The organism is Caulobacter segnis (assembly GCF_019931575.1).
Lineage (GTDB): Bacteria > Pseudomonadota > Alphaproteobacteria > Caulobacterales > Caulobacteraceae > Caulobacter > Caulobacter segnis_C.
The window spans coordinates 1,846,806-1,866,624 of the sequence record NZ_CP082923.1; the positions used below are offsets into that span (position 1 = coordinate 1,846,806).

Sequence of the window (19,819 nt, forward strand, 5' to 3'; positions counted from 1 at the left end):
CTCCCGATCCTTAGTGTCGGGTTAGGGCGTACTCATGCATCGACGTAAGCTGCTTCAGTGGGGGCTGAGCGCTGTTGGGGCCGGGCTTGTGCCATTCGCGGCGGCGCGGGCCGATGACGACATCATCGGCGCGATCCTGCAGGGAAAACATCCGAGCGCGCCGGCGGTTCCGGCCGCGCCCGCGATCGGGCTGAGGCCAACGCCGGTCGAGAGCTTCGCCGCCGAGGCGGTGGTCGAGCCGCGTTGGGTCAAGCTGCGCAACATCCATACCGACGAGAAGCTGGAAGCCGTCTACTGGGAGAACGGCGAGTACGTTCCCGACGCGGTGCAGGCCCTGAACCACGTGCTGCGCGACTATCGCAACGACGAGGTCCACCCCATCGACCCGGGCCTCTACGACATCCTGGGCAGGATCGCCGAGAAGACCCAGACCAAGGCGCATTTCCAGGTCATCTCCGGCTACCGCTCGCCGGCGACCAACCGGATGCTGTCCGAGCGCAGCGGCGAGGTCGCCCGCCACAGCCTGCACATGGACGGCAAGGCCATGGACATCTACCTCGAGGACATCTCCTTGCAGGAGATCCGGGCCGAGGCCCTGGGCCTGAAGCTGGGCGGCGTCGGCTACTATCCCAAGAGCCGCTTCGTCCATGTCGACGTCGGCCGCGTTCGCACCTGGTCGGGAACCTGACCTTTTCCGTTGGGACGCGTAACCAAGCCCCCTTCGCGACGTTTAGAACAGGAGGGCCGGCGCGACCGGCCTTCGCGTCGTAGGGAGGCGGATCAGATGAGCGCGCGTCGCGGAAACCCGTTCGGCTGGATCGTCCTGGGCTTCGTCGTCGGCGTCCTGACGACGTTCGGGACCATGATGTTCCTCACCTCCGCCGACGACGCCTACGAAGATCGCCCGATCATGATCGGCGCGGCCGCGGCCACCGGGGCCGACGACGCCGCGATCGCGGCCATGGACGCCGCGTCGACCTCGTCACAGCCGGCGCCGCGTAAGGTGGAGGCCTCCGCGCCGGCCGCCGCCGATCCCGTCGCCCCGCCCCAGCCCGAACCCGCCGTGGCCACGCCCCAGGACCTGGATCCGCAGGTGGCCGACGACGCCGCCGCCGCCGGCATGACCTCGCGCACGCGCTAGGCCGGGTTAGCTTCCGATTTCCATAAGTCACCCCAAATTCGCTCATCCCCGCGAAAGCGGGGACCCAAGCTGACTGTCCGCCACTCAGCGGAGCGTTGCTTGGAAAATTGTTCGTGATATGTTCCTCTCCTCTTGGAGAGCCGTCTTGGACCAGATGTTCTGCGTCTATCTGTTGGCTAGCGGGCCTTACGGGACGCTCTACTGTGGTCACACCGATGACCTCTCCAGCCGGATCTAGGAGCACAAGCAGAAGATCCATAAAGGCTTCACTTCGAAATATGGTGTGAACCTTCTGGTCTGGTATGAGATCGGCGATACGCGGGAAGGGGCCTTTACTCGCGAGCGGCAAATCAAGAAGTGGAACCGCGCCTGGAAGATCCAACTGATCGAGGCGTTGAACCCGACGTGGTCCGATTTGTATGAGACGCTGAACTGTTGAGATCTTTTCCGCCAACTCGGCTTGGGTCCCCGCTTTCGCGGGGATGAGCGGTGTTAGGGCATGGATCTTGGTGAGCAGACCGGGCTCTCCGCGACAACCCGCCTCACCAACTATCCACAGCCTGCTGCCACCAAGCTGGCGGCAGGACAGGCGCAGTTTCCCTGGAGGTTCAAGGAGCTGCGTATTGACGATCAAGGGAAGCTGTTGCTGCGGGGGCGTGCGGTTCGAGCTGTTCGAGCCGCCGCTGATGATGGGAACCTGCCACTGCTCGCGCTGCCGCAAGGTCGGGTCCCGCGCCTACGCCTATGTCCGGGCCGAAGCGTTCCATTGGCTGGCGGGGAGGGACCTGCTGGTCCGCTACCAGCCCCGGCCGCCCATGCGGTTCAACCGCAGTTTCTGCCGGCGCTGCGGCACGTCGCTGGGCGATCCAGACAGCGGCCGCATCCTGGCCATCGCCGCCAACTGCCTGGACGACGATCCCGGCGTGCGCGTGGCCTTCGAGGAGTACACGCCTGACGCGCCGCCCTGGGAAAAGCCGCCAGGCGAGAAGCCGACATAGAAAAGGCGACGGTCGAAGCCGCCGCCCCTGTCTTCGGGCGCCTGTATGATCTGGGCGCCCTCAGGCAGCCTCGTCCTCGGGCTTGATGAGCTGGGCGACCGCCGTCCGCCGCGTGAGGCGAAGCAGCGCCTCGACCTGGTCTTCCAGCGCCTCGATCCGCTCGGCCTGCCGGACCACGAGCGCCTCGAGGTCGCGCAGCCGTTCCTCGACCTTGTTGGTCATGGCCGTCTCCGTTCCAACCGGCGCCATGGAGCGCTGGCCGGAACGGAAGGTCAAGTGTGCGTCCGCACCCTTGCCGTGTGTGGCCTATTCCTTCGGCGCGGGCATGGCCGGCAGGGCGCCCGCCTTGCCCTTCATCGCCTGGTGCTGGGCCGGCGGCAGCGGGATCAGGCCACGGCCCTGCAGGTAGCCGCCGCGACCGGTGGCGGCGTCCGAGACGAACTCGGTGACGAATTCCTTCAGGCCCGGCGTGACGCCGACCTGGGACTTCTTCACGTAGATGTAGAGCGAGCGCGACAGCGGGTATTGGCCGCTGGCGATGGCCGCCGGGGTCGGCTTCACGCCATTGACCGACGCGCCCTTGATGCGCGAGGCGTTCTCTTCCAGGAACGAGAAGCCGAACACGCCCAGGGCGTTGGGGGTCTTCTCGATGGTGCCGACGATGGCGTTGTCGTTCTCGCCGGCGTCGATCCAGCCGCCGTCGGTGCGCATCGGCGAGACGGTGGCCTTGAACTTCTTCTCGTCGTCGGCCTTCAGCTTGGCCAGGGTCGGCAGCTTGGCGGCGCCGCCTTCCATGGCCAGTTCGACGAAGGCGTCACGGGTGCCCGAGGTGGGCGGCGGGCCGTAGGCCAGGATGCGGGCCTTCGGCAGGCCTTGGCCGACCTCGTTCCAGTTCTTGTAGGGCTGCTTGACCAGCTGGCCGCCGCGCAGGGACTGGTCGGCCAGGCCCAGGTACAGCTGCTCGAGCTTGAAGTTGAAGTCCGGGCCCTTCTTGTCGACCGCCACGACGATGCCGTCGAAGCCGATCTTGATCTCGACGATATCCTTCACGCCGGCCTTCTGGCAGGCCTGGAACTCGGACTTCTTCATCGGGCGCGAGGCGTTGGCGATGTCGGGGAACTTCTCGCCCGTGCCGCCGCAGAACATCTTGATGCCGCCGCCCGTGCCCAGGCTCTCGACCTTCGGCGACTTCTTGCCGGTCTTCTTCGAGAAGTTCTCGGCGACGCGGGTGGAGAACGGGAACACGGTCGAGGAGCCGGCGGCCCAGACATAGTCGCGGGCCGCGTGGGCTTGGTCGGCGACGGCGAGCAGAGCGACGGTGGCGACCGCGCCGATGAGCTTGTTCATGTCGTCAAAATCCTGTGTCGTCCGGTGACGTGGGGAGCATGCCGGGGGAGAGCATGCCGGACCGATGTCCGGGCTTTTGTCACAGTTCGACGACAGTTTTACGACAGCGTCCGTAGGCGGACGAAGTCAGCGCCGGACGACCTCGCCGTCTTCCTTGGTGAAGCTTTCCGGGACGTTGTCCAGCAGGGCGAAGACCTTTTCGGAGGGGCGGGCCAGGGCCACGCCCTTGGGGGTCATGACGATAGGACGATTGACCAGGATCGGGTGCTCGACCATCGCCGCGAGGATGGCGTCGTCGGTGGCCTCGGGCTTCAGGAGGCCCAGTTCCTCGGCCGGCGCACCCTTCTCGCGCATCAGCTCGCGCACCGAGAGGCCCGAGCGCCTGGACAGGTCCAGCAGCAGCTCGCGGGTCCAGCCGGCCTTCAGGTACTCGACGACGGTCGGCGCGTAGCCGGCGGCCTCGACCATGGCCACGACGTTGCGCGACGTGCCGCATTTCGGGTTGTGGTAGATGGTGACGGGGAAGGCGGTCATGCGGGCTCCTGGGTCCGTCGCCGGTTTAGGCGGGCCGCGCCGGTCCCGCAACTCCACCCGTGTCGGCGCGCGCCATCGGCCGGCGCGGACCGTTCCGCCAAGAATCTTCGTCTCGGCGGTGTGCGTCCGGGGAAGATGTGCGTCATGACTGTCGAGAGCAGTCATGCGAGAGCGCTTGGGGGAAAGCCGTGGGGCAGGAGAGGCCACACGATCTGAGAGGCCTGGACCGGCGCTACAGACCAGCGCTGATGGCCTTCTTCATGCGCCGCGCGGCCAGCCACGGCGACGCCGAGGACATGACCCAGGAGCTGTTCGCCAAGCTGGCGCGGGTCGAGGACCCGGGCATGGAGAACGCCGACGCCTACATCTTCCAGATGGCGGCGAACCTGTTGCGCGACCGTCAGCGGCGCGAGCGGGTGCGGGCCAGCTACCGCGCGACGATCGCGGGTGAGCCCGTCGACCTGGAGCCGCTGGATCCCGCCCGCATCCTGCAGGCGCGGGAGGACCTGGGCGAGGTCTCGCGGATCCTGCGCGAACTTCCCGAGCGCACGCGGGCCATCTTCCTGCTGTACCGGCTGGAAGGCATGAAGCAGGCCGAGCTGGCCACGCTGTACGGCATGACCACCAGCGGCGTGCAGAAGCACATCCTCAAGGCCATGGGCCACCTGACGCGACGCCTGAGGGCGAACCCATGAGCGAGGCGATGGACGACAAGCTGGATCTCGCCGCGGACGCCGCCGCCGAATGGTGCGTGCGCCTGTCGGAAGGGGATCTCTCGCCCGCCGAGCAGCAGGCGCTGGACGCCTGGTTCGCCGCCGACTCGGTTCACCGTGAACTGCTGGACGACGCCGTCGCCGCCTGGCGGGCGGTGGACCACCAGGCGTCGCTGCCCGGCATGATCGCCCTGCGCGGCGAGGCCCTGAACGACCTGCGCCGCGCCCAGCATCGGCAATGGTCCCGTAAGCCTGGCCGCCGCGTCGCCGTCTGGAGCGCCGCCGCGGCGGTGGTCGCCGCCGTCGCCCTGGGCGGGGTCCTGACCTGGCGCGCCAGCCTGCCGGACGTCTATCGCACCACCGAGGGCGAGCGACGGATCGTCCAGCTGGCCGACGGCTCGCGCGCCTCGCTCGACGCCGACACCGTGCTGAAGGTTCGCTACGACGGCGACCGGCGGCGGCTGTGGTTGGAGCAGGGCCGCGCCAAGTTCGCGGTGGCCAAGGACCCGCTGCGGCCGTTCTCGGTCGCGGCCGGCGGCAAGCTGGTGGTGGCCACTGGCACCACCTTCAGCGTCGAGCGCATCGCCGACCAGATGCGGGTCGTGCTGTACGAGGGTCATGTCGCCGTGCTGGACGGGGAGGGCGCCAAGGGCCGGCCGCCGCCGCTGCTGCGGGTCAATGGCGCGCCGACCGAGAAGTCCCTGACGCCCGATCACGAGCTGGTCGCCCAGGTCAATTCCGAGGCCGCCTCGGTCACGGCGACCGATCCCGCGCGCGCTGGGGCCTGGGAGACGGGGCAGCTGGTGTTCCAGGACGAGCCCATGTCCATGGCCGTCGAGCGGGTGAACCGCTACGCCCGCGACAAGCTGCGAATCGGCGATCCGACCGTGGCCAACCTGCGGATCAGCGGCGTCTTCACTTCGGGCGACACCCGCGCCTTCATCGACGGCGTGACGGCGGTGCTGCCCGTCCGGGCCGTCAGCGGGCAGGGCGGCGAGACCGTCCTGCGCGCGTTCCAGCGCCAGCCAAAAAACTTGACCGAAGGTGGTGAGTCCTCGGTGGAGTGAGGCGTCTCACTTACCGAAAGCGCCGATAGACAAAACAAGCGGCGCAGGGAGGGACGTATGAGCAAGTCTTTCGACCAACGCTGGCTGCTGGGCGCTTCGGCGGCAGTGCTGATGGCCCTGGCCGCGCCGGGCGCGGTCTGTGCGCAGTCGCGTGAACAAGCCTTCGACATTCCGGCCCAGGACCTGGCCGGCGCCCTGCGCGCCTTCGGCCGGGCCTCGGGCAAGCAGCTGGCCTTCGACGAGAACCTGGCGCGGGGCAAGCGCGCGCCGCGGCTGAAGGGCGAGTTCACGGCCGACGAGGGCCTGGCGCGCCTGCTGGCCGGCTCGAATCTTGTGGTCCAGCCCACCGCCAGTGGCGTCTACGCCATCCGCGAGCGGCCCCTGCTGGTCAGCGCCAGCGCCGCCGGTCAGGCCGCCGCGACGGCCGCCGCCGTAGAGCAAAGCCGTCCGGAAGAGCCCGCGCAGGTCGAGGAAGTGATCGTCGTCGGCACCCCCGGCGGCGCGGGGATCGACAAGCTGTCGGCCAGCTTCGCGGTCACCACCGTCAACGCCCAGGACATCCTGAAGGCCTCGCCCAAGAGCAGCGCCGAGCTGCTGTCCCTGGTCCCCGGCGTCTGGGTCGAGACCTCGGGCGGCGTGGCCGGCGCCAATGTCTTCGTGCGCGGCTTTCCCGCGACGGGCGACGCCGAGTTCCTGACCATCCAGCTGCAGGGCTCGCCGATCTATCCGCCCTCGACCCTGTCGTTCCTGGAGAACTCGTCGATCTTCCGAGTCGACGAGACCATCTCGCGGATGGAAGCCCTGCGCGGCGGTCCCAACCCGATCTTCTCGAACGGCCAGCCGGGCCTGACGACCAACTTCATGCTCAAGGAGGGCGGCGAGGAGACCAAAGGCCTGGTCAAGGCCACGACCTCCGACTACGGCCTGCGCCGCGTCGACGGCGTGGTCAGCGGCAAGCTGGCCGACGACCTCTATTTCATGGCCGGCGGCTATGTGACCCGCTCGCCGGGCATCCGCGACACCCAGTTCGACAGCGAGAAGGGCCAGCAGTTCACGGTCAACCTGACCAAGCGGCTGGAGCGCGGCAAGGTCAATTTCTACGCCCGCTTCACCGACGACCACGGGGCCTGGTACCTGCCGTTCGCGATCAATGTGCCGGGCGTCGACAAGGGCGAGTACACCCAGCTGGGCGAGCTCTCGCGCCAGCAGACCCTGCAGGTCCACGCCAACGGGACCACGCGCAATTTCGACCTGGCTCATGGCCGGGGCTGGAAGGGCTACGTGGCCGGCGGCAGCTTCGAGCACGAGTTCGGCGACGGCTGGACGGTGCGCGACCGCTTCAGCTTCACCAAGGGCGACGCCGACACCTACGGCCTGGTGCCCGACGGCGGGGCGGTGACGGCCAGCGCGGTCGCCACCGTGATCGGCGGCCCGGTCCGCACGCGCGGCGGGGCGACCCTGGGGACCGGCGACTACGTCCAGAACTGGGGCGCGTGGATCGTCGAGAAGGACATCGAGGCCTTCGTCAACGACTTCAGCCTCAACAAGACGATCGGCGGCCATTCGATCTCGGCCGGCTACTACGCCGCGAGCTTCTCGTCGGACGACTTCTGGACCATCGGCAACTTCAAGCCGATGCAGGTGAAGGCCAACGGCGACTACCTGGCCGCCAATGTCAGCTGCGCCAACCTGGCCACGGCGGGCAGCGGTTCGGGCTGCTGGGCCTACGGCCTGACCTCGAACGGCGACGGCAAGGTCAACGCCTTCTACCTGGCCGACAGCTGGCGGATCACCGAGCCCCTGCGCCTGGACGTCGGCGTGCGCCGCGAGAAGTTCGAGACCGACTACGTGGTCGACGACGGCAATGGCTATCCCGACGGCCTGGCCATCCGCAGCGTCGACTACAGCCAGTCCAAGACCTCGTACACGGTCGGCCTGAACTATGACCTGAACGAGATGTCGGGCGTCTTCGCGCGGTACTCGAAGGGCTTCAAGTTCCCCAGCTTCGACAACTTCCGCGAAAACCTGACCGACACCCTCAGCGTCAAGCAGTACGAGCTGGGCTACAAGCTGCGCTCGGGTCCGTTCGAGCTGTACGCCACAGGCTTCGCCAACAGCTTCGATGGGGCCAAGTTCGCCGATGTCGGCGGCACGCTGGAGACCAACTCCAACAAGGCGCGTGGCATCGAGCTGGACGGCCGCTGGCGTTCGGACTTCGGCCTGTCGCTGTCGCTGAACGGTACCCTGCAGAAGACCGAGATCAAGACCTCCTCGATCGCCGCCAACAAGGGCAACAGCGCCCAGCGCCAACCCAACTGGCAGATCCGCTTCACGCCTAGCTACGACGTGCGGCTGGGCGAGGTGGCGACAACCTTCTACGGCACGGTCAGCGCCGTCGACGACCGCTGGGGCGACAACGCCAACACCCAGAAGCTGAACGGCTACACCAAGGTGGACCTGGGGGCGATCTTCAACGTCGGCGACTTCAGCGTCCAGGTCGCGGGCGACAATCTGACCAACAGCCATGGCCTGACCGAGGGGGATCCGCGTTCCACCAGCGGCGCCAACGCCCGCCCGATCCTTGGCCGGTCGGTGCGGCTGTCGGTGGGGTATAGTTTCTAGGATATCATCCTACTATTCCGATCTCCCCGGCTTTCGCCGGGGAGACGGTTGATTGAAGTCTAGTTCAGCTTGAGGTGCCGCATGGTCCGCCTGATCGCCGCGACGCTCGCCGCCCTGACCCTGGCTTGCGCCGTCGAGGTCCGGGCGCAGGACGCGGCGAAGGTTCCGACGCCGGCGGACACTTACCAGGACCTGTTCCACCAGGTGCAGACCCGGCAAATCTTCCCGGACGGCAAGACCTTCGTCGACGCGATTCCCAAGCGCGACCCCGACCGGATCATGGCCGACTACCGCGCCCACGCCCGGTTCAGCGACGCCGAGCTGAAGCGCTTCGTGCGCGCCAACTTCATCGTTCCGGGAGCGGGGGCGACGCCGAAACCGACGGCGCGGCGCACCACCTTGCGAGCCCATATCGCCGCCCTCTGGCCGCACCTGACACGGCCGCCGGTCAAGCCGGTGGCGGGCGGTTCGGCCCTGGCCATGGCCAAGCCGTTCGTCGTGCCGGGCGGACGCTTCCGCGAAATCTACTACTGGGACAGCTACTTCACGATGCTGGGCCTGAAGGCCGATGGCCAGGATAAGCTCGTCGAGAGCATGATCGACGACTTCGGCGGGCTGATCGACGCCCACGGCCACATCCCCAACGGCGCGCGGACCTATTATCTCAGCCGCTCGCAACCGCCGTTCTTCTACGCCATGGTCGGACTGTCCGCCGCGACCGATCCCAAGGTGATCAAGACCCGCGTCGACCTGATGCGTCGCGAGCACGCCTTCTGGATGGACGGCGAGGAGGACTTGAAGCCCGGCGAGGCGCACCGCCGGGTCGTGGCCATGGCCGACGGCGGGGTCCTGAACCGCTACTACGACGATCGCGCCACGCCGCGCGACGAGTCCTATCGCGAGGACCTGGAAACCGCTCGCCGCAGCGGCCGGCCGCCGGCCGAGGTGTTCCGCGACCTGCGGGCCGGGGCCGAGAGCGGCTGGGACTTCTCCTCGCGCTGGATGGCCGATGGCAAGAACCTGGCGACGATCCAGACCACGGCCATCGTTCCGGTCGACCTCAACAGCCTGATGTATGGCCTGGAGACGGCGATCTCCGCCGGCTGCGCGACGCTGGCCGACGCCGACTGCGTGGCCGAGTTCGACCGGCGGGCCAAGGCCCGCGCCGAGGCGATCGACTTCTATCTCTGGGATTCCGCCACCGGCGCCTATCTCGACTACCAGTGGAAGACCGGCCAGCGCCTGGACCGTCTCAGCGCGGCGACCTTCTATCCGCTGTTCGTCGGGGCCGCCGACGAGCGCCGCGCCCATGTCGTGGCTCAGAAGGCGTGGGATGCGCTGCTGGCGCCCGGCGGCCTGCGCACCACCACCGTCCGCACCGGCCAGCAGTGGGACACGCCTAACGGCTGGGCTCCGCTGCAATGGGTGGCCGTCTCGGGCCTGCGCCGCTACGGCGAGGACGCCCTGGCCGACGAGATCGCCAAGCGCTGGCTGGCCACGGTCGAGCGTGAGTACCGGGCCAGCGGCAAGATGCTGGAGAAGTACGACGTCGAGGAGGCCAAGGCCGGCGGGGGCGGGGAGTATCCGACCCAGGACGGTTTCGGCTGGACCAACGGCGTGACCCGGGCGCTGCTGGAGCCGGCCGGGTTCGGACGATAACCGTTCTCGGAAATCGCGGTTACCGTCACAAAAGCTACGCAGGAACTCCCTAAGAGCGACGCAAATTCAGAGGCGCGAAGCGTCCGGAATTTCGTCGAACTTGGGGCTTCTGTTCAAGACAGTCTTGTGACTGTGCGCCATGACGCGCGCCTGTGTTTTGCGAATTCGGACCCGCGCCGACGCGTTTGCTTCCAACGGGAAGCGAGTACTGTCGGGGGATTACCGAATGTCGATCCAAAAATCGCGCCTGAAGCAAGGTCTGGCCTTCCTGTTCTCCAGCAGCATGCTGCTGACCGTCGCCCAGGCCGCCCACGCCGCCGATCTGGTCGCCGCCGAGCCGGCCGCCGACGAGCCCCGCATCGAGGAGGTGATGGTCACCGCTCGCAAGCGCTCGGAGAACGTCCAGACCGTCCCGACCCCGGTGACGGTGATCTCGGGCAATGAGATCCAGCGCCAGAACCTGCTGAACTTCACCAACTTCCAGTACAAGTTCCCGGCCTTCTCGGTCTACCTGACCAACCCGAAGCAGCAGAACCTGGGCATCCGGGGCATCGGCAACAACGGCTTCAACACCGACGGCATCGACGGCTCGGTCGGCATCTTCGTCGACGGCGTCTATACCGGCCGCCAGGGCATGGTCAGCGGCGACTTCAGCGACCTGGCCGACATCGAGCTGCTGCGCGGCCCGCAGGGCACGCTGTTCGGCAAGAACACCACGGCCGGCGCGGTGATCATCAACTCCAAGCTGCCCAGCTTCACGCCGGAAGGTTCGGTCGAGGCGACCTTCGGCGAGGAGAACCTGCGCCAGTTCAAGGTCAGCGCCTCGGGTCCGATCCTGGGCGACAGGCTGGCCGGCCGCATCTCGGCCTTCTACAGCGACAAGGACGGCAACTATCCCAACCGCGCCGGCGGCCCGGCCGCCAACGCCCGTCAGGGCGAGGGCGTGCGCGCCCAGTTCCTCGCCAAGGTCGGCGACGACGTCACCTTCCGCCTGATCGCCCAGCATACCGAGCAGAACTTCAACTCGATCGGCCCGGTGACCCTGTCGGTCTATAACCCCGCCGCCCTGCAGGCGCGCATGACCGCCGCCGGCTACACCCTGCTGGTCAGCGACGCCGACAAGCGCGAGGTCAATATCGACGCCCCGCTGACGGCCACCACCCACGCCAACCTGGTCAGTGGCGAGCTGAACTGGGACCTGGGCGAGAAGGGGACGATCACCTCGATCAGCGCCTTCCAGAACTGGACCTGCTTCACCAACAACGACAACGACTACACCCAGCTGAACGCCATTCCCGACTACGGCTCGTGCAACGTCGAGCGCCAGTACTCCCAGGAGCTGCGCTGGGCCTCGCCCAAGGACAAGCCGGTCGAGGCGGTGGTCGGCACGTTCCTGTCGACCCAGTATCTGGGCGTGAACTCGCGCATCCGCTTCGGCAACCAGTACTACATCTGGGCGGCCAACCCGTCGGCGGCGGCCTTCCCGACCCTGAACGGCAAGACCTGGGCCCAGGGCGCCTACGCCGAGGCCGTGGCCGGTTTCGGCATGCGCTCGTACGCCAGCTTCCACACCGACACGGCGGCGGTCTTCGGCAACGTCGTCTGGCATCCGGACGCGGACCGCAAATGGTCGGTGAACCTGGGCCTGCGCCAGACCTGGGAAGACCGCGACTACGCCTATAGCGGCTGGGTCGAGAGCAACCTGGGCGGCCTGACCCAGGCCCAGATCACCGCCATGTCGGCCGCCGGCGCCAACGCCCAGCTGGGCCGCGCCACGGACTCGCTGAAGGACAAGTCGCTGTCGGGCCAGGTCGGCGTCAGCTATCGCCCGACCGAGGACTTCATGGCCTATGTCACCGCCGCGCGCGGTCACAAGTCGGCCGGCTTCAACCTGCTGCCCTTCGACCCCGCCACGGCGATCTACGGCGCCAAGCAGGACGTCGACGGCGAGACCTCGGACAATGTCGAGGCCGGCTTCAAGAGCGAGTGGTTCGACCGCCGCCTGCTGCTGAACGTCACGGCGTTCAACACCGAGGTGAAGGACTACCAGGCCAACCAGGCGATCGGCGTCGGCAACACCGCCGTCCGCTTCCTGGCCAATGTCGGCTCGTTGCGCTCGCGCGGCGTCGAGGTCGAGAGCGAGGCGCGCCTGGGCGAGCTGCGCGTGAAGGGCCTCGTCGGCTACAATGAGGCCACCTACAAGAGCTTCCACAACTCGGTCTGCCCGGCCCAGTCGACGGCCCTGACCTGCGACCTGACCGGCCGCCAGGTCGCCTGGGCCCCGAAGTGGACCAGCAGCGTCACGGTGAACTACGAGCACGCGTTCGTGTCGGGCACGACGACCTACGCGACCTTCGACGCCAACTGGCGCTCGACCCAGAACACCACGATCACCCTGGATCCGGCGGCGCAGATCAAGAGCTACGCCCTGGCCAACCTGCGGGTCGGCACGCGGTTCATGGACGACAGCGTGGATGTCCAGGTCTGGGCCGAGAACCTCGCGGACAAGGCCTACTACATCAACCTGCTGGGCCTGACGAAGTCGACGGGCATCATCCAGGGCTATCCGGGCAACCCGCGCACGGTGGGCGCCACGATCCGCTACCACTTCTAAGGAGCCGACATGTCGCGTCGTCGCCTCGCCGGAACCGTCGCGTGCCTGATGGCCCTGGCCCTGACCCTCGCGGGAGGCGCGGCGGCCCAGTCGTCGACCTATGTCACGCCCCACTGGGACCAGACCCCCGGCGACGTGACGGTGGCCTTCGGCGGCAAGACCTATGTCAACCACGGCCTCGTGGCCGTGGGCTGGCTGCCGGCGGCGACGCGCGACTTCAACAACGAGACCCTGGGCTCGTTCTCGAGCATGGCGCTGTCGGGCTGGAAGCGGAACGCGGACGGGTCCTATGCCGGGACCCTCCGCACCCTGCCGGACCGGGGCCCCAACAATGTCGGACCGTTCGCCGGCACGACCGACTACGCCAACCGCGTCCACGAGCACGCAATCCGGCTGGTCCCGGGCAAGGGGCTGTCGATCGTCCCGACCGGCGGCTTCCTGCTGAAGGACCAGACCGGAGCGCCGTTCACCGGCATGGATCCGGCCTCCAACCTCATCGAGCGGGGCGGCTCGCGCTATCCCTCGCCGGCCAGCGGGGAAGGGGCGGGCAGGATCAGCCTGGACAGCGAGGCCATCGCCTGGCTGCCGGATGGGCGCTTCTACGTCTCCGACGAGTACGCGGCGGGGATCTATCTGTTCGACAAGACCGGCAAGCTGACCGGGGTCATCGAGACCGTCCCGGCGCTGAAGCCGATGAAGAAGGGCGTGCTGGACTTCGGGGCCGAGAAGGCGCCGACCACCGGCCGCCGCAACAATCAGGGCCTGGAGGGGCTGACGATCAGCCCCGACGGGACGCGCCTGATCGCCGTGCTGCAGAGCGCGGCCATGCAGGACCAGGGCTCCAGCGCCGCCACCCGCAACAACACCCGCGTGCTGGTCTACGACATCAGCCGGACCCGGCTGCCCAAGGCCCCGATCGGCCATTACGTGCTGCAGCTGCCGACCGTGCGCGAGAGCGGCGACGGCCAGGGCGCCGACATCACCGCCGCCCAGTCCGAGGCCCTGGCGCTGAGCGACACGCGCCTGCTGGTCCTGGCCCGCGACGGCAATGGCCGGGGCAAGGGCACCGCCAATGCACCGGTGTACAAGAGCATCCTGCTGGTCGACCTCGCTGACGCCCGGAACCTCGTGGGCGCGCCCTACGAGCAGGGCGTGGCGCCCATCGCCAGGGACGGCGTGCTGAACCCCGACATCAAGCCGGCCGCCCAGGCCGAGCTGGTCAACATCCTCAACCCGCTCCAGTTGGCCAAGTTCGGGGTGAACCTGTCGGTCAATCCGTCGACCCCGACCAGCCTGCCCGAGAAGATCGAGGCGATGGCCCTGGCGCCGACCCTGGACGGGACCGGCGACGTATTCCTGCTGGTCGGCTCGGACAACGACTTCGCCACCGCCAAGGGCCGGGTGAACGGCCAGGACTTCGACGCGTCGCTGAAGGGCGCGACGGGGACCGGCGACAACGACAACCTGGTGCTGGTCTACCGCCTGTCGCTGCCGAAGTGAGCTTGACCCCGGACCGGGCGCCGCTTACCGCCGGAGCCATGCATCCGGGGAGCCAGCCTTGACCCTTCTGCGCGAGGCCGACGACACGGCGGCGGTGGTCGTCTGCAATACCTGCCGGATCTCGGCCGAGGAGCGCGAGACGCCGGACGGCGTGCGCGGCGGGGCGCTGCTGGCGGCGGCGCTGCGCGAGCTCGCGCCCGGAACCGGCGTGGCGATCCAGGAGATGCCGTGCCTGTTCAACTGCACGCAGCACTGCTCGATCCATCTGCGGGCGCCGGGCAAGATCGGCTATGTCCTGGGCCGGTTCGAGCCGACACCTGAGGCCGCGCGGGCCATCCTGGACTACGCGGTCGCCTACGCCGCCAGCGCCGAGGGCGTGGTGCCCTACCGCCAGTGGCCCGAGGGCGTGAAGGGCCACTTCATCGTCCGCGTGCCGCCGGCGGGCAAGCTGGTGGCGGACTAGAAAGCGGCCCTTCGGTCAGGGTTCTAGAGATCGGCCCAGAGCGGCTGGTCGGCGATCAGCACGCGGTCCATCAGGCGCGGGAAGTCGCCATAGTCGCGGATGGCGATGTGCACGGCCGCGCGGTTGTCCCAGAAGGCCACCGAGCCGGGCCGCCACTTGAAGCGCACCTGGAATTCGGGCTTGCGGTACTGGTCCAGGATCTCGGTCAGCAGCGCGTTGCTCTCCGCGCGGTCCAGCCCCAGGATCTGGGGCTTCTGGGTGAAGTTCACCCACAGGATCGCGGCGCCGGTCTCGCGGTGCTTGCGGACGATCGGATGGGCGACGATCGGATAGTCGTGGCCCGAGGCCAGCAGGGCGTCGCGGAAGTCGTGCGTGACGTGCAGGCCCTCCAGGCGGGCCTTCTGCTCGGGCTTCAGCGCCTCATAGGCCGCGCCGGCGTCGACCCAGATCGTGTCGCCGCCGACGTCGGGCAGGTTGATCGCCCGCAGCACCGCCCCCCAGGTCGGCACCAGGCGCCAGCTGGTGTCGCTGTGATAGCCGGCCTGCACCAGTCCGGCGCCGGCGGCCTTGCGGGTCTCGAACAGTTCCGGATCCGGCGGCTCGATCTTGTGGATCGGCGTCACCTTGGCGTCCGAGCGGGTGGTGGGATGCGTGTAGAGCGGCCCGAACTCGGCCGCGAAGGCCGCCTGCCGCTGGCTGTCCAGGGCGCGCTGGTCGCGGAAGAACACGACCTTGTAGCGCAGCAGGGCGGCCTTGATGAAGTCGCGGTTCTCCGGGCTGAGCGGCTGGCTCAGGTCGACGCCGTCGATCTCGGCGCCGATCGTGGGCGTCAGCGGCGTCAGGCCCGGGCTGTCGGCTTCGGAGACAGGGCGGGCTTGCAGGGCGACGGTCATGAGGTCCTCTCCAAATCTTGATCAAGATTGGCGGCCTCCCGGTTCGCGGATCAAATTGTTATTACTCTTCCGATTTATGAGTGTCGGGAATTGTCTCCTGTATTGATCGGGCGTCATGTTGAAGATGACGAGCGCTCATCTGGACGGTGTCGCTCGTCATCTTGTCTGGCGAGCGCTCAGGCCAGGACGGGCATCTCGGCCAGCAGCTTGTCTAGGGTGATCGGATAGTCGCGCACCCGCACGCCGGTGGCGTTGTAGATGGCGTTGGCCACGGCCGCGCCGACGCCGCAGATGCCCAGTTCGCCGACGCCCTTGGCCTTCATCGGCGAGGACATCGGATCGGTCTCGTCCAGGAAGATCACCTCCTGGTGCGGGATGTCGGCGTGGACGGGCACCTCGTAGCCGGCCAGGTCGTGATTGACGAAGAAGCCCAGTCGCTTGTCGACGACCAGTTCCTCCATCAGGGCCGCGCCGGCGCCCATGGTCATGGCCCCGATCACCTGGCTGCGGGCGGCCTTGGGATTGAGGATGCGGCCGGCGGCGCAGACGGCCAGCATGCGGCGGATGCGGATTTCGGCCGTGACGCTGTCGACGGCGACCTCGACGAAGTGCCCGCCGAACGTCGACTGCTGGTGGGTCTTGGCCAGGTCGCCGTATTCCATGACATCCTCGGCGACCAGCGGCCCGCCGGAGGCGGCCTGGGCCAGGGGCAGGCTCTGGTTGCCGACCTTGACCCGGCCGTCCGAGAACTCGGCGGCGGCGGGATCCAGGCCCAGCTTGGCCGCGGCCGCCTCGCGCAGCTTCACGCAGGCGGCGTAGACCCCGGCCGTCGAGCTGTTGCCGCCCCACTGGCCGCCGGAACCGGCCGAGACGGGGAAGGCGGAGTCGCCCAGCTTCACGGTCACCTGGTGCAGCGGTACGCCCATCATCTCGGCGGCGGTCTGGGCGATGATCGTGTAGCTGCCGGTGCCAATGTCGGTCATGTCGGTCTCGACCACGACCTGGCCGGTGGTCTCCAGCCGCACGCGGGCGGCCGACTTCATGACCAAGTTGTTGCGGAACGCCGCCGCCACGCCCATGCCGACCAGCCAGCGGCCATCGCGGACCTGGCCCGGACGCGGACTGCGCCTGGACCAGCCGAACTTGTCGGCGCCGGTGCGCAGGCACTCGACCAGTCGCCGCTGCGAGAACGGGCGGCCGGGCTTTTCCGGATCGACCTGGGTGTCGTTGAGGACGCGGAAGTCGATGGGGTCGATGGCCAGCTTTTCGGCCAGCTCGTCGATCGCCACCTCCAGCGCCATCAGCCCCGGCGCCTCGCCCGGCGCGCGCATGGCGTTGCCCTCGGGCAGGTCCAGCGTGGCCAGCTTCATCTTCATCATGCGGTTGGCGCCGGCGTAGAGCAGGCGGGTCTGCTGGGTGGCCGTCTCTGGTCCGCCGCCGGGCAGGTCGCCCGACCAGCTTTCGTGGCCGATCGCGGTGATCTTGCCCTCGCGGGTCGCGCCGATGCGGATGCGCTGGATGGTGGCCGGGCGGTGGGTGGTGTTGTTGAACATCAGCGGCCGGGGCAGGGCCAGCTTGACCGGACGTCCGGCCGCCTTGGCCCCCAGGGCGGCCATGATGGCGTCGGCGCGGACGAACAGCTTCCCTCCGAACCCGCCGCCGATATAGGGCGAGACCAGGCGGACATTGTCCTTGGGGATGCCCAGGGTCTTGGCGACGTCGCCGCGCCCCCAGGCGACCATCTGGTTCGATGTCCAGACCGTCAGCTTGTCGCCCTGCCAGGCGGCGATGGTCGCGTGCGGCTCCATCATGGCGTGGGCCTGGTCGGGCGTGGTGTAGGTCTGGTCCAGCTTGACCGGGGCCTCGGCGAAGGCCTTGTCGAAGTCGCCGACGGCGGTGTCGGGATTGTCCTTGCCGACCGGCGGTGCGCCGTCCTTGGCCGAGGCCAGGTCGAAGGTCCCCCTGGCGCGTTCGTAGTCGACCTTGATCAGGGCCGCGGCCGCGCGGGCCTGCTCGAAGGTCTCGGCGACCACGACCGCGACGGCCTGGTGATAGTGCTGGATCTGTGGCCCGCCCAGCAGGTCGGCGGTGTTGAAGTCGCCCTTGGTCAGCTTGCCGGCGTTCTGGGCCGTGACGACGGCCAGCACGCCGGGCGCGGCCTTGGCGCGGCTGACGTCCATGGCCGTGATCCGGCCCTTGGCGATCGCCGAGCCCAGGATGTAGCCGTAGGCGACGCCGGTCAGGGCGTCGTGCCGCTCATAGGCGTAGGGCGCGGTCCCGGTGGTCTTCAGCGGCCCGTCGATGCGGTCGGTGGGCTTGCCGACCACCTTCAACTGGTCGATCGGATTGGTCGTGGCGGGGGTGTCGAACTTCATGGCGCTCAGGCCCTCGCTTCTGCGATCGCCGCGCCCAGGGCGCGCTCGGCCAGGGTCAGCTTGAAGGCGTTCTGGGGCGTCGTCTTGGCGCCGGCCAGCAGTGCCGCGGCCGTGGCCTTGGCGCCTTGCGGAAGGGCGCCCTCGGCGGCCTCGACTCGCCAGGGCTTGTGGGCCACGCCGCCCAGGGCCACGCGGCCCGAGCCGTCCTTGTGCAGGATGGTCGCCACCGAGACGAGGGCGAAGGCGTAGGAGGCCCGGTCGCGGACCTTGTGATAGGCATGGTGGCCGCCGATGGGCTTAGGCAGGGTGACGGCGGTGATCAGCTCGCCCGGCGCGAGGGCCGTCTCGAGATGCGGGGTGTTTCCGGGCAGCCGATGGAACTCGGCGATCGGGATGGTCCGCGTCGCGCCGTCGGGGCGGACGGTCTCGACGCTGGCGTCCAGCACTCGCATGGCCACGGCCATGTCGCTGGGATGGGTGGCGATGCAGGCCTCGCTGGTCCCCAACACCGCATGTGAGCGGGTGAAGCCGCCGATCGCCGAGCAGCCCGCGCCGGGCGTGCGCTTATTGCAGGGCATGTTGGTGTCGTAGAAGTACGGGCATCGTGTCCGCTGCAGCAGGTTGCCGGCGGTGGTGGCCTTGTTGCGCAGCTGGCCCGAGGCCCCGGCCAGCAGGGCGCGCGAGAGGACACCGTAGTCCTTGCGCACCCGCTTGTCGGCGGCCAGGTCGGTGTTGCGCACCAGGGCGCCGATGCGCAGGCCGCCGTCCTTCGTCGGCTCGATCCTGTCCAGTTTCAGGCCGTTGACGTCCACCAGGCGACGGGGCGTCTCGATCTCCAGCTTCATCAGGTCCAGCAGGTTGGTGCCGCCGGCGATGAACTTGGCGTTCGGATCGCGAGCAACGGCCGCAGAGGCCTCGGCCGGAGTGCGGGCGCGTTCGTACGAAAAGCTCTTCACGCCAGGCCTCCCGCGACGTCGGCGATTGCTTCGACGATGTTGGAATAGGCCCCGCAGCGACAGATGTTGCCGCTCATCCGTTCACGGAGTTCGGCCTCGGTCAGCTTGGGATCGTCGGTGAGGTCGGCGGTGACGTGGCTGGGAATTCCGGCCTTGATCTCGTCCAGCACCGCCTTGGCCGAGCAGATCTGGCCCGGCGTGCAGTAGCCGCACTGGTAGCCGTCGTGCTTGACGAAGGCGGCCTGCAGCGGGTGCAGCTTGTCGGGTGTTCCCAGGCCCTCGATGGTGGTGACCGCGTCGCCCTCGTGCATGACCGCCAGGGTCAGGCAGGCGTTGATCCGCCGGCCGTCGACGATGACCGTGCAGGCCCCGCACTGGCCGTGGTCGCAGCCCTTCTTGACGCCGGTCAGCTTCAGGTGCTCGCGCAGGGCGTCCAGCAGGGTGGTGCGGGTGTCCAGCTCCAGGTCGCGCTTCTGGCCGTTCACCGTGAAGGCGACCTTGGCCAGGTGGGGCGTGTCGGCGGGCGCCGCGCCGGCCGGGCTGGGCGCGCTGGCGACGGCCGCCGAGGCCGCGCCGGCGGCCATCAGATCGCGCCTCGACAGGCTGAGGGTTTCGTTGTCGGCCATGCCATCCTCTCCGATCCTCCGGGCTCCGCGCCGGCTATAAAGCGGCCTGGCGTTCCGGTGGTTGCGCCGCGCGCGTCGCCGTCAGGGTAGGCGCCGACGGGCCGGGGCGATTAGGGGGTGTTTGCTTCATGACCTGATGAGCTGGGCTCATCAATTGGCGTCGGCATGGTCGCGGAGCGCCGTTTCGAGGGGTCTTGCCTAACGTTTATGATATCGATATCAATTGTTGTGTTTCGAGATCCGGAGCCACGCCTGACGGGCGGGCGAACCGGACGGAGAGGGCGATCGGCGGCCGCGTCGCGCCCGGTTGG

18 protein-coding genes are annotated in these 19,819 nt (G+C 68.4%); 11 read left to right on the top strand and 7 right to left on the bottom strand.

Annotated features, from left to right (window positions below; all coding sequences use genetic code 11):
- The first annotated feature begins 34 nt into the window (after positions 1-34).
- From K8940_RS08675 to K8940_RS08690, 4 genes are all read left to right on the top strand, one after another.
- Positions 35-688, top strand: coding sequence for a DUF882 domain-containing protein (locus K8940_RS08675; RefSeq protein ID WP_223394711.1), 654 nt, complete (start codon positions 35-37; stop codon positions 686-688).
- 96 nt (positions 689-784) lie between these two features.
- Positions 785-1,141: a hypothetical protein gene (locus tag K8940_RS08680; RefSeq protein ID WP_223394713.1), complete on the top strand. Its 357-nt coding sequence runs from the start codon at positions 785-787 to the stop codon at positions 1,139-1,141.
- Between the two features lie 283 nt (positions 1,142-1,424).
- On the top strand, positions 1,425-1,580 hold the full coding sequence (locus K8940_RS23890; protein WP_317847030.1) for a hypothetical protein: 156 nt from the start codon (positions 1,425-1,427) through the stop codon (positions 1,578-1,580).
- Positions 1,581-1,764: 184 nt separating this feature from the next.
- Positions 1,765-2,139: a GFA family protein gene (locus tag K8940_RS08690; RefSeq protein ID WP_223394715.1), complete on the top strand. Its 375-nt coding sequence runs from the start codon at positions 1,765-1,767 to the stop codon at positions 2,137-2,139.
- Between the two features lie 60 nt (positions 2,140-2,199).
- Here K8940_RS08690 and K8940_RS08695 read toward each other — a convergent pair whose 3' ends face one another.
- From K8940_RS08695 to arsC, 3 genes are all read right to left on the bottom strand, one after another.
- Entirely contained in the window at positions 2,200-2,361 is a 162-nt protein-coding gene (locus K8940_RS08695; RefSeq protein ID WP_223394717.1) for a hypothetical protein, read from the bottom strand.
- An 84-nt stretch (positions 2,362-2,445) separates the two neighbouring features.
- On the bottom strand, positions 2,446-3,486 hold the full coding sequence (locus K8940_RS08700) for a substrate-binding domain-containing protein (RefSeq protein ID WP_223394719.1): 1,041 nt from the start codon (positions 3,484-3,486) through the stop codon (positions 2,446-2,448).
- A gap of 126 nt (positions 3,487-3,612) precedes the next feature.
- A complete protein-coding gene (arsC, locus tag K8940_RS08705; RefSeq protein WP_223394721.1) occupies positions 3,613-4,020 on the bottom strand; it encodes an arsenate reductase (glutaredoxin) in 408 nt (135 codons plus the stop codon).
- Between the two features lie 188 nt (positions 4,021-4,208).
- Here arsC and K8940_RS08710 point away from each other — a divergent pair, with 188 nt between their 5' ends.
- The 7 genes from K8940_RS08710 (at position 4,209) to K8940_RS08740 (ending at position 14,658) form a co-directional block, all read left to right on the top strand.
- A complete protein-coding gene (locus K8940_RS08710; protein ID WP_223394723.1) occupies positions 4,209-4,715 on the top strand; it encodes an RNA polymerase sigma factor in 507 nt (168 codons plus the stop codon).
- Positions 4,712-5,800 carry a FecR family protein gene (locus tag K8940_RS08715; RefSeq protein WP_223394725.1) on the top strand — a complete coding sequence of 363 codons (1,089 nt, stop codon included), beginning with the start codon at positions 4,712-4,714 and terminating at the stop codon, positions 5,798-5,800. The genes K8940_RS08710 and K8940_RS08715 overlap by 4 nt, the downstream gene beginning before the upstream one ends.
- Positions 5,801-5,857: 57 nt before the next feature.
- The gene (locus K8940_RS08720) at positions 5,858-8,422 is read left to right on the top strand and encodes a TonB-dependent receptor domain-containing protein (protein WP_223394727.1); all 2,565 of its coding nucleotides are present in this window, start codon (positions 5,858-5,860) and stop codon (positions 8,420-8,422) included.
- 81 nt (positions 8,423-8,503) lie between these two features.
- Entirely contained in the window at positions 8,504-10,081 is a 1,578-nt protein-coding gene (gene treF, locus K8940_RS08725; protein ID WP_223394729.1) for an alpha,alpha-trehalase TreF, read from the top strand.
- A gap of 226 nt (positions 10,082-10,307) precedes the next feature.
- Complete coding sequence (locus K8940_RS08730) at positions 10,308-12,695, top strand: TonB-dependent receptor (protein WP_223394731.1); 2,388 nt, start codon at positions 10,308-10,310, stop codon at positions 12,693-12,695.
- Between the two features lie 9 nt (positions 12,696-12,704).
- On the top strand, positions 12,705-14,195 hold the full coding sequence (locus tag K8940_RS08735; protein ID WP_223394733.1) for an esterase-like activity of phytase family protein: 1,491 nt from the start codon (positions 12,705-12,707) through the stop codon (positions 14,193-14,195).
- Between the two features lie 58 nt (positions 14,196-14,253).
- The gene (locus K8940_RS08740; protein WP_223394735.1) at positions 14,254-14,658 is read left to right on the top strand and encodes a DUF1636 domain-containing protein; all 405 of its coding nucleotides are present in this window, start codon (positions 14,254-14,256) and stop codon (positions 14,656-14,658) included.
- Between the two features lie 23 nt (positions 14,659-14,681).
- Here K8940_RS08740 and K8940_RS08745 read toward each other — a convergent pair whose 3' ends face one another.
- The 4 genes from K8940_RS08745 to paoA all read right to left on the bottom strand — a co-directional run bounded on the left by K8940_RS08745 (position 14,682) and on the right by paoA (position 19,508).
- Positions 14,682-15,551, bottom strand: coding sequence for a TauD/TfdA dioxygenase family protein (locus K8940_RS08745; RefSeq protein ID WP_223394737.1), 870 nt, complete (start codon positions 15,549-15,551; stop codon positions 14,682-14,684).
- A gap of 176 nt (positions 15,552-15,727) precedes the next feature.
- On the bottom strand, positions 15,728-17,926 hold the full coding sequence (gene paoC / locus K8940_RS08750) for an aldehyde oxidoreductase molybdenum-binding subunit PaoC (protein ID WP_223394739.1): 2,199 nt from the start codon (positions 17,924-17,926) through the stop codon (positions 15,728-15,730).
- Positions 17,927-17,931: 5 nt separating this feature from the next.
- Positions 17,932-18,882 (bottom strand): FAD binding domain-containing protein, encoded by a 951-nt coding sequence (locus K8940_RS08755; protein WP_223394741.1) that lies wholly within the window; start codon positions 18,880-18,882, stop codon positions 17,932-17,934.
- A complete protein-coding gene (gene paoA, locus K8940_RS08760; RefSeq protein ID WP_223394743.1) occupies positions 18,879-19,508 on the bottom strand; it encodes an aldehyde dehydrogenase iron-sulfur subunit PaoA in 630 nt (209 codons plus the stop codon). The genes K8940_RS08755 and paoA overlap by 4 nt, the downstream gene beginning before the upstream one ends.
- Positions 19,509-19,819 lie beyond the last annotated feature (311 nt).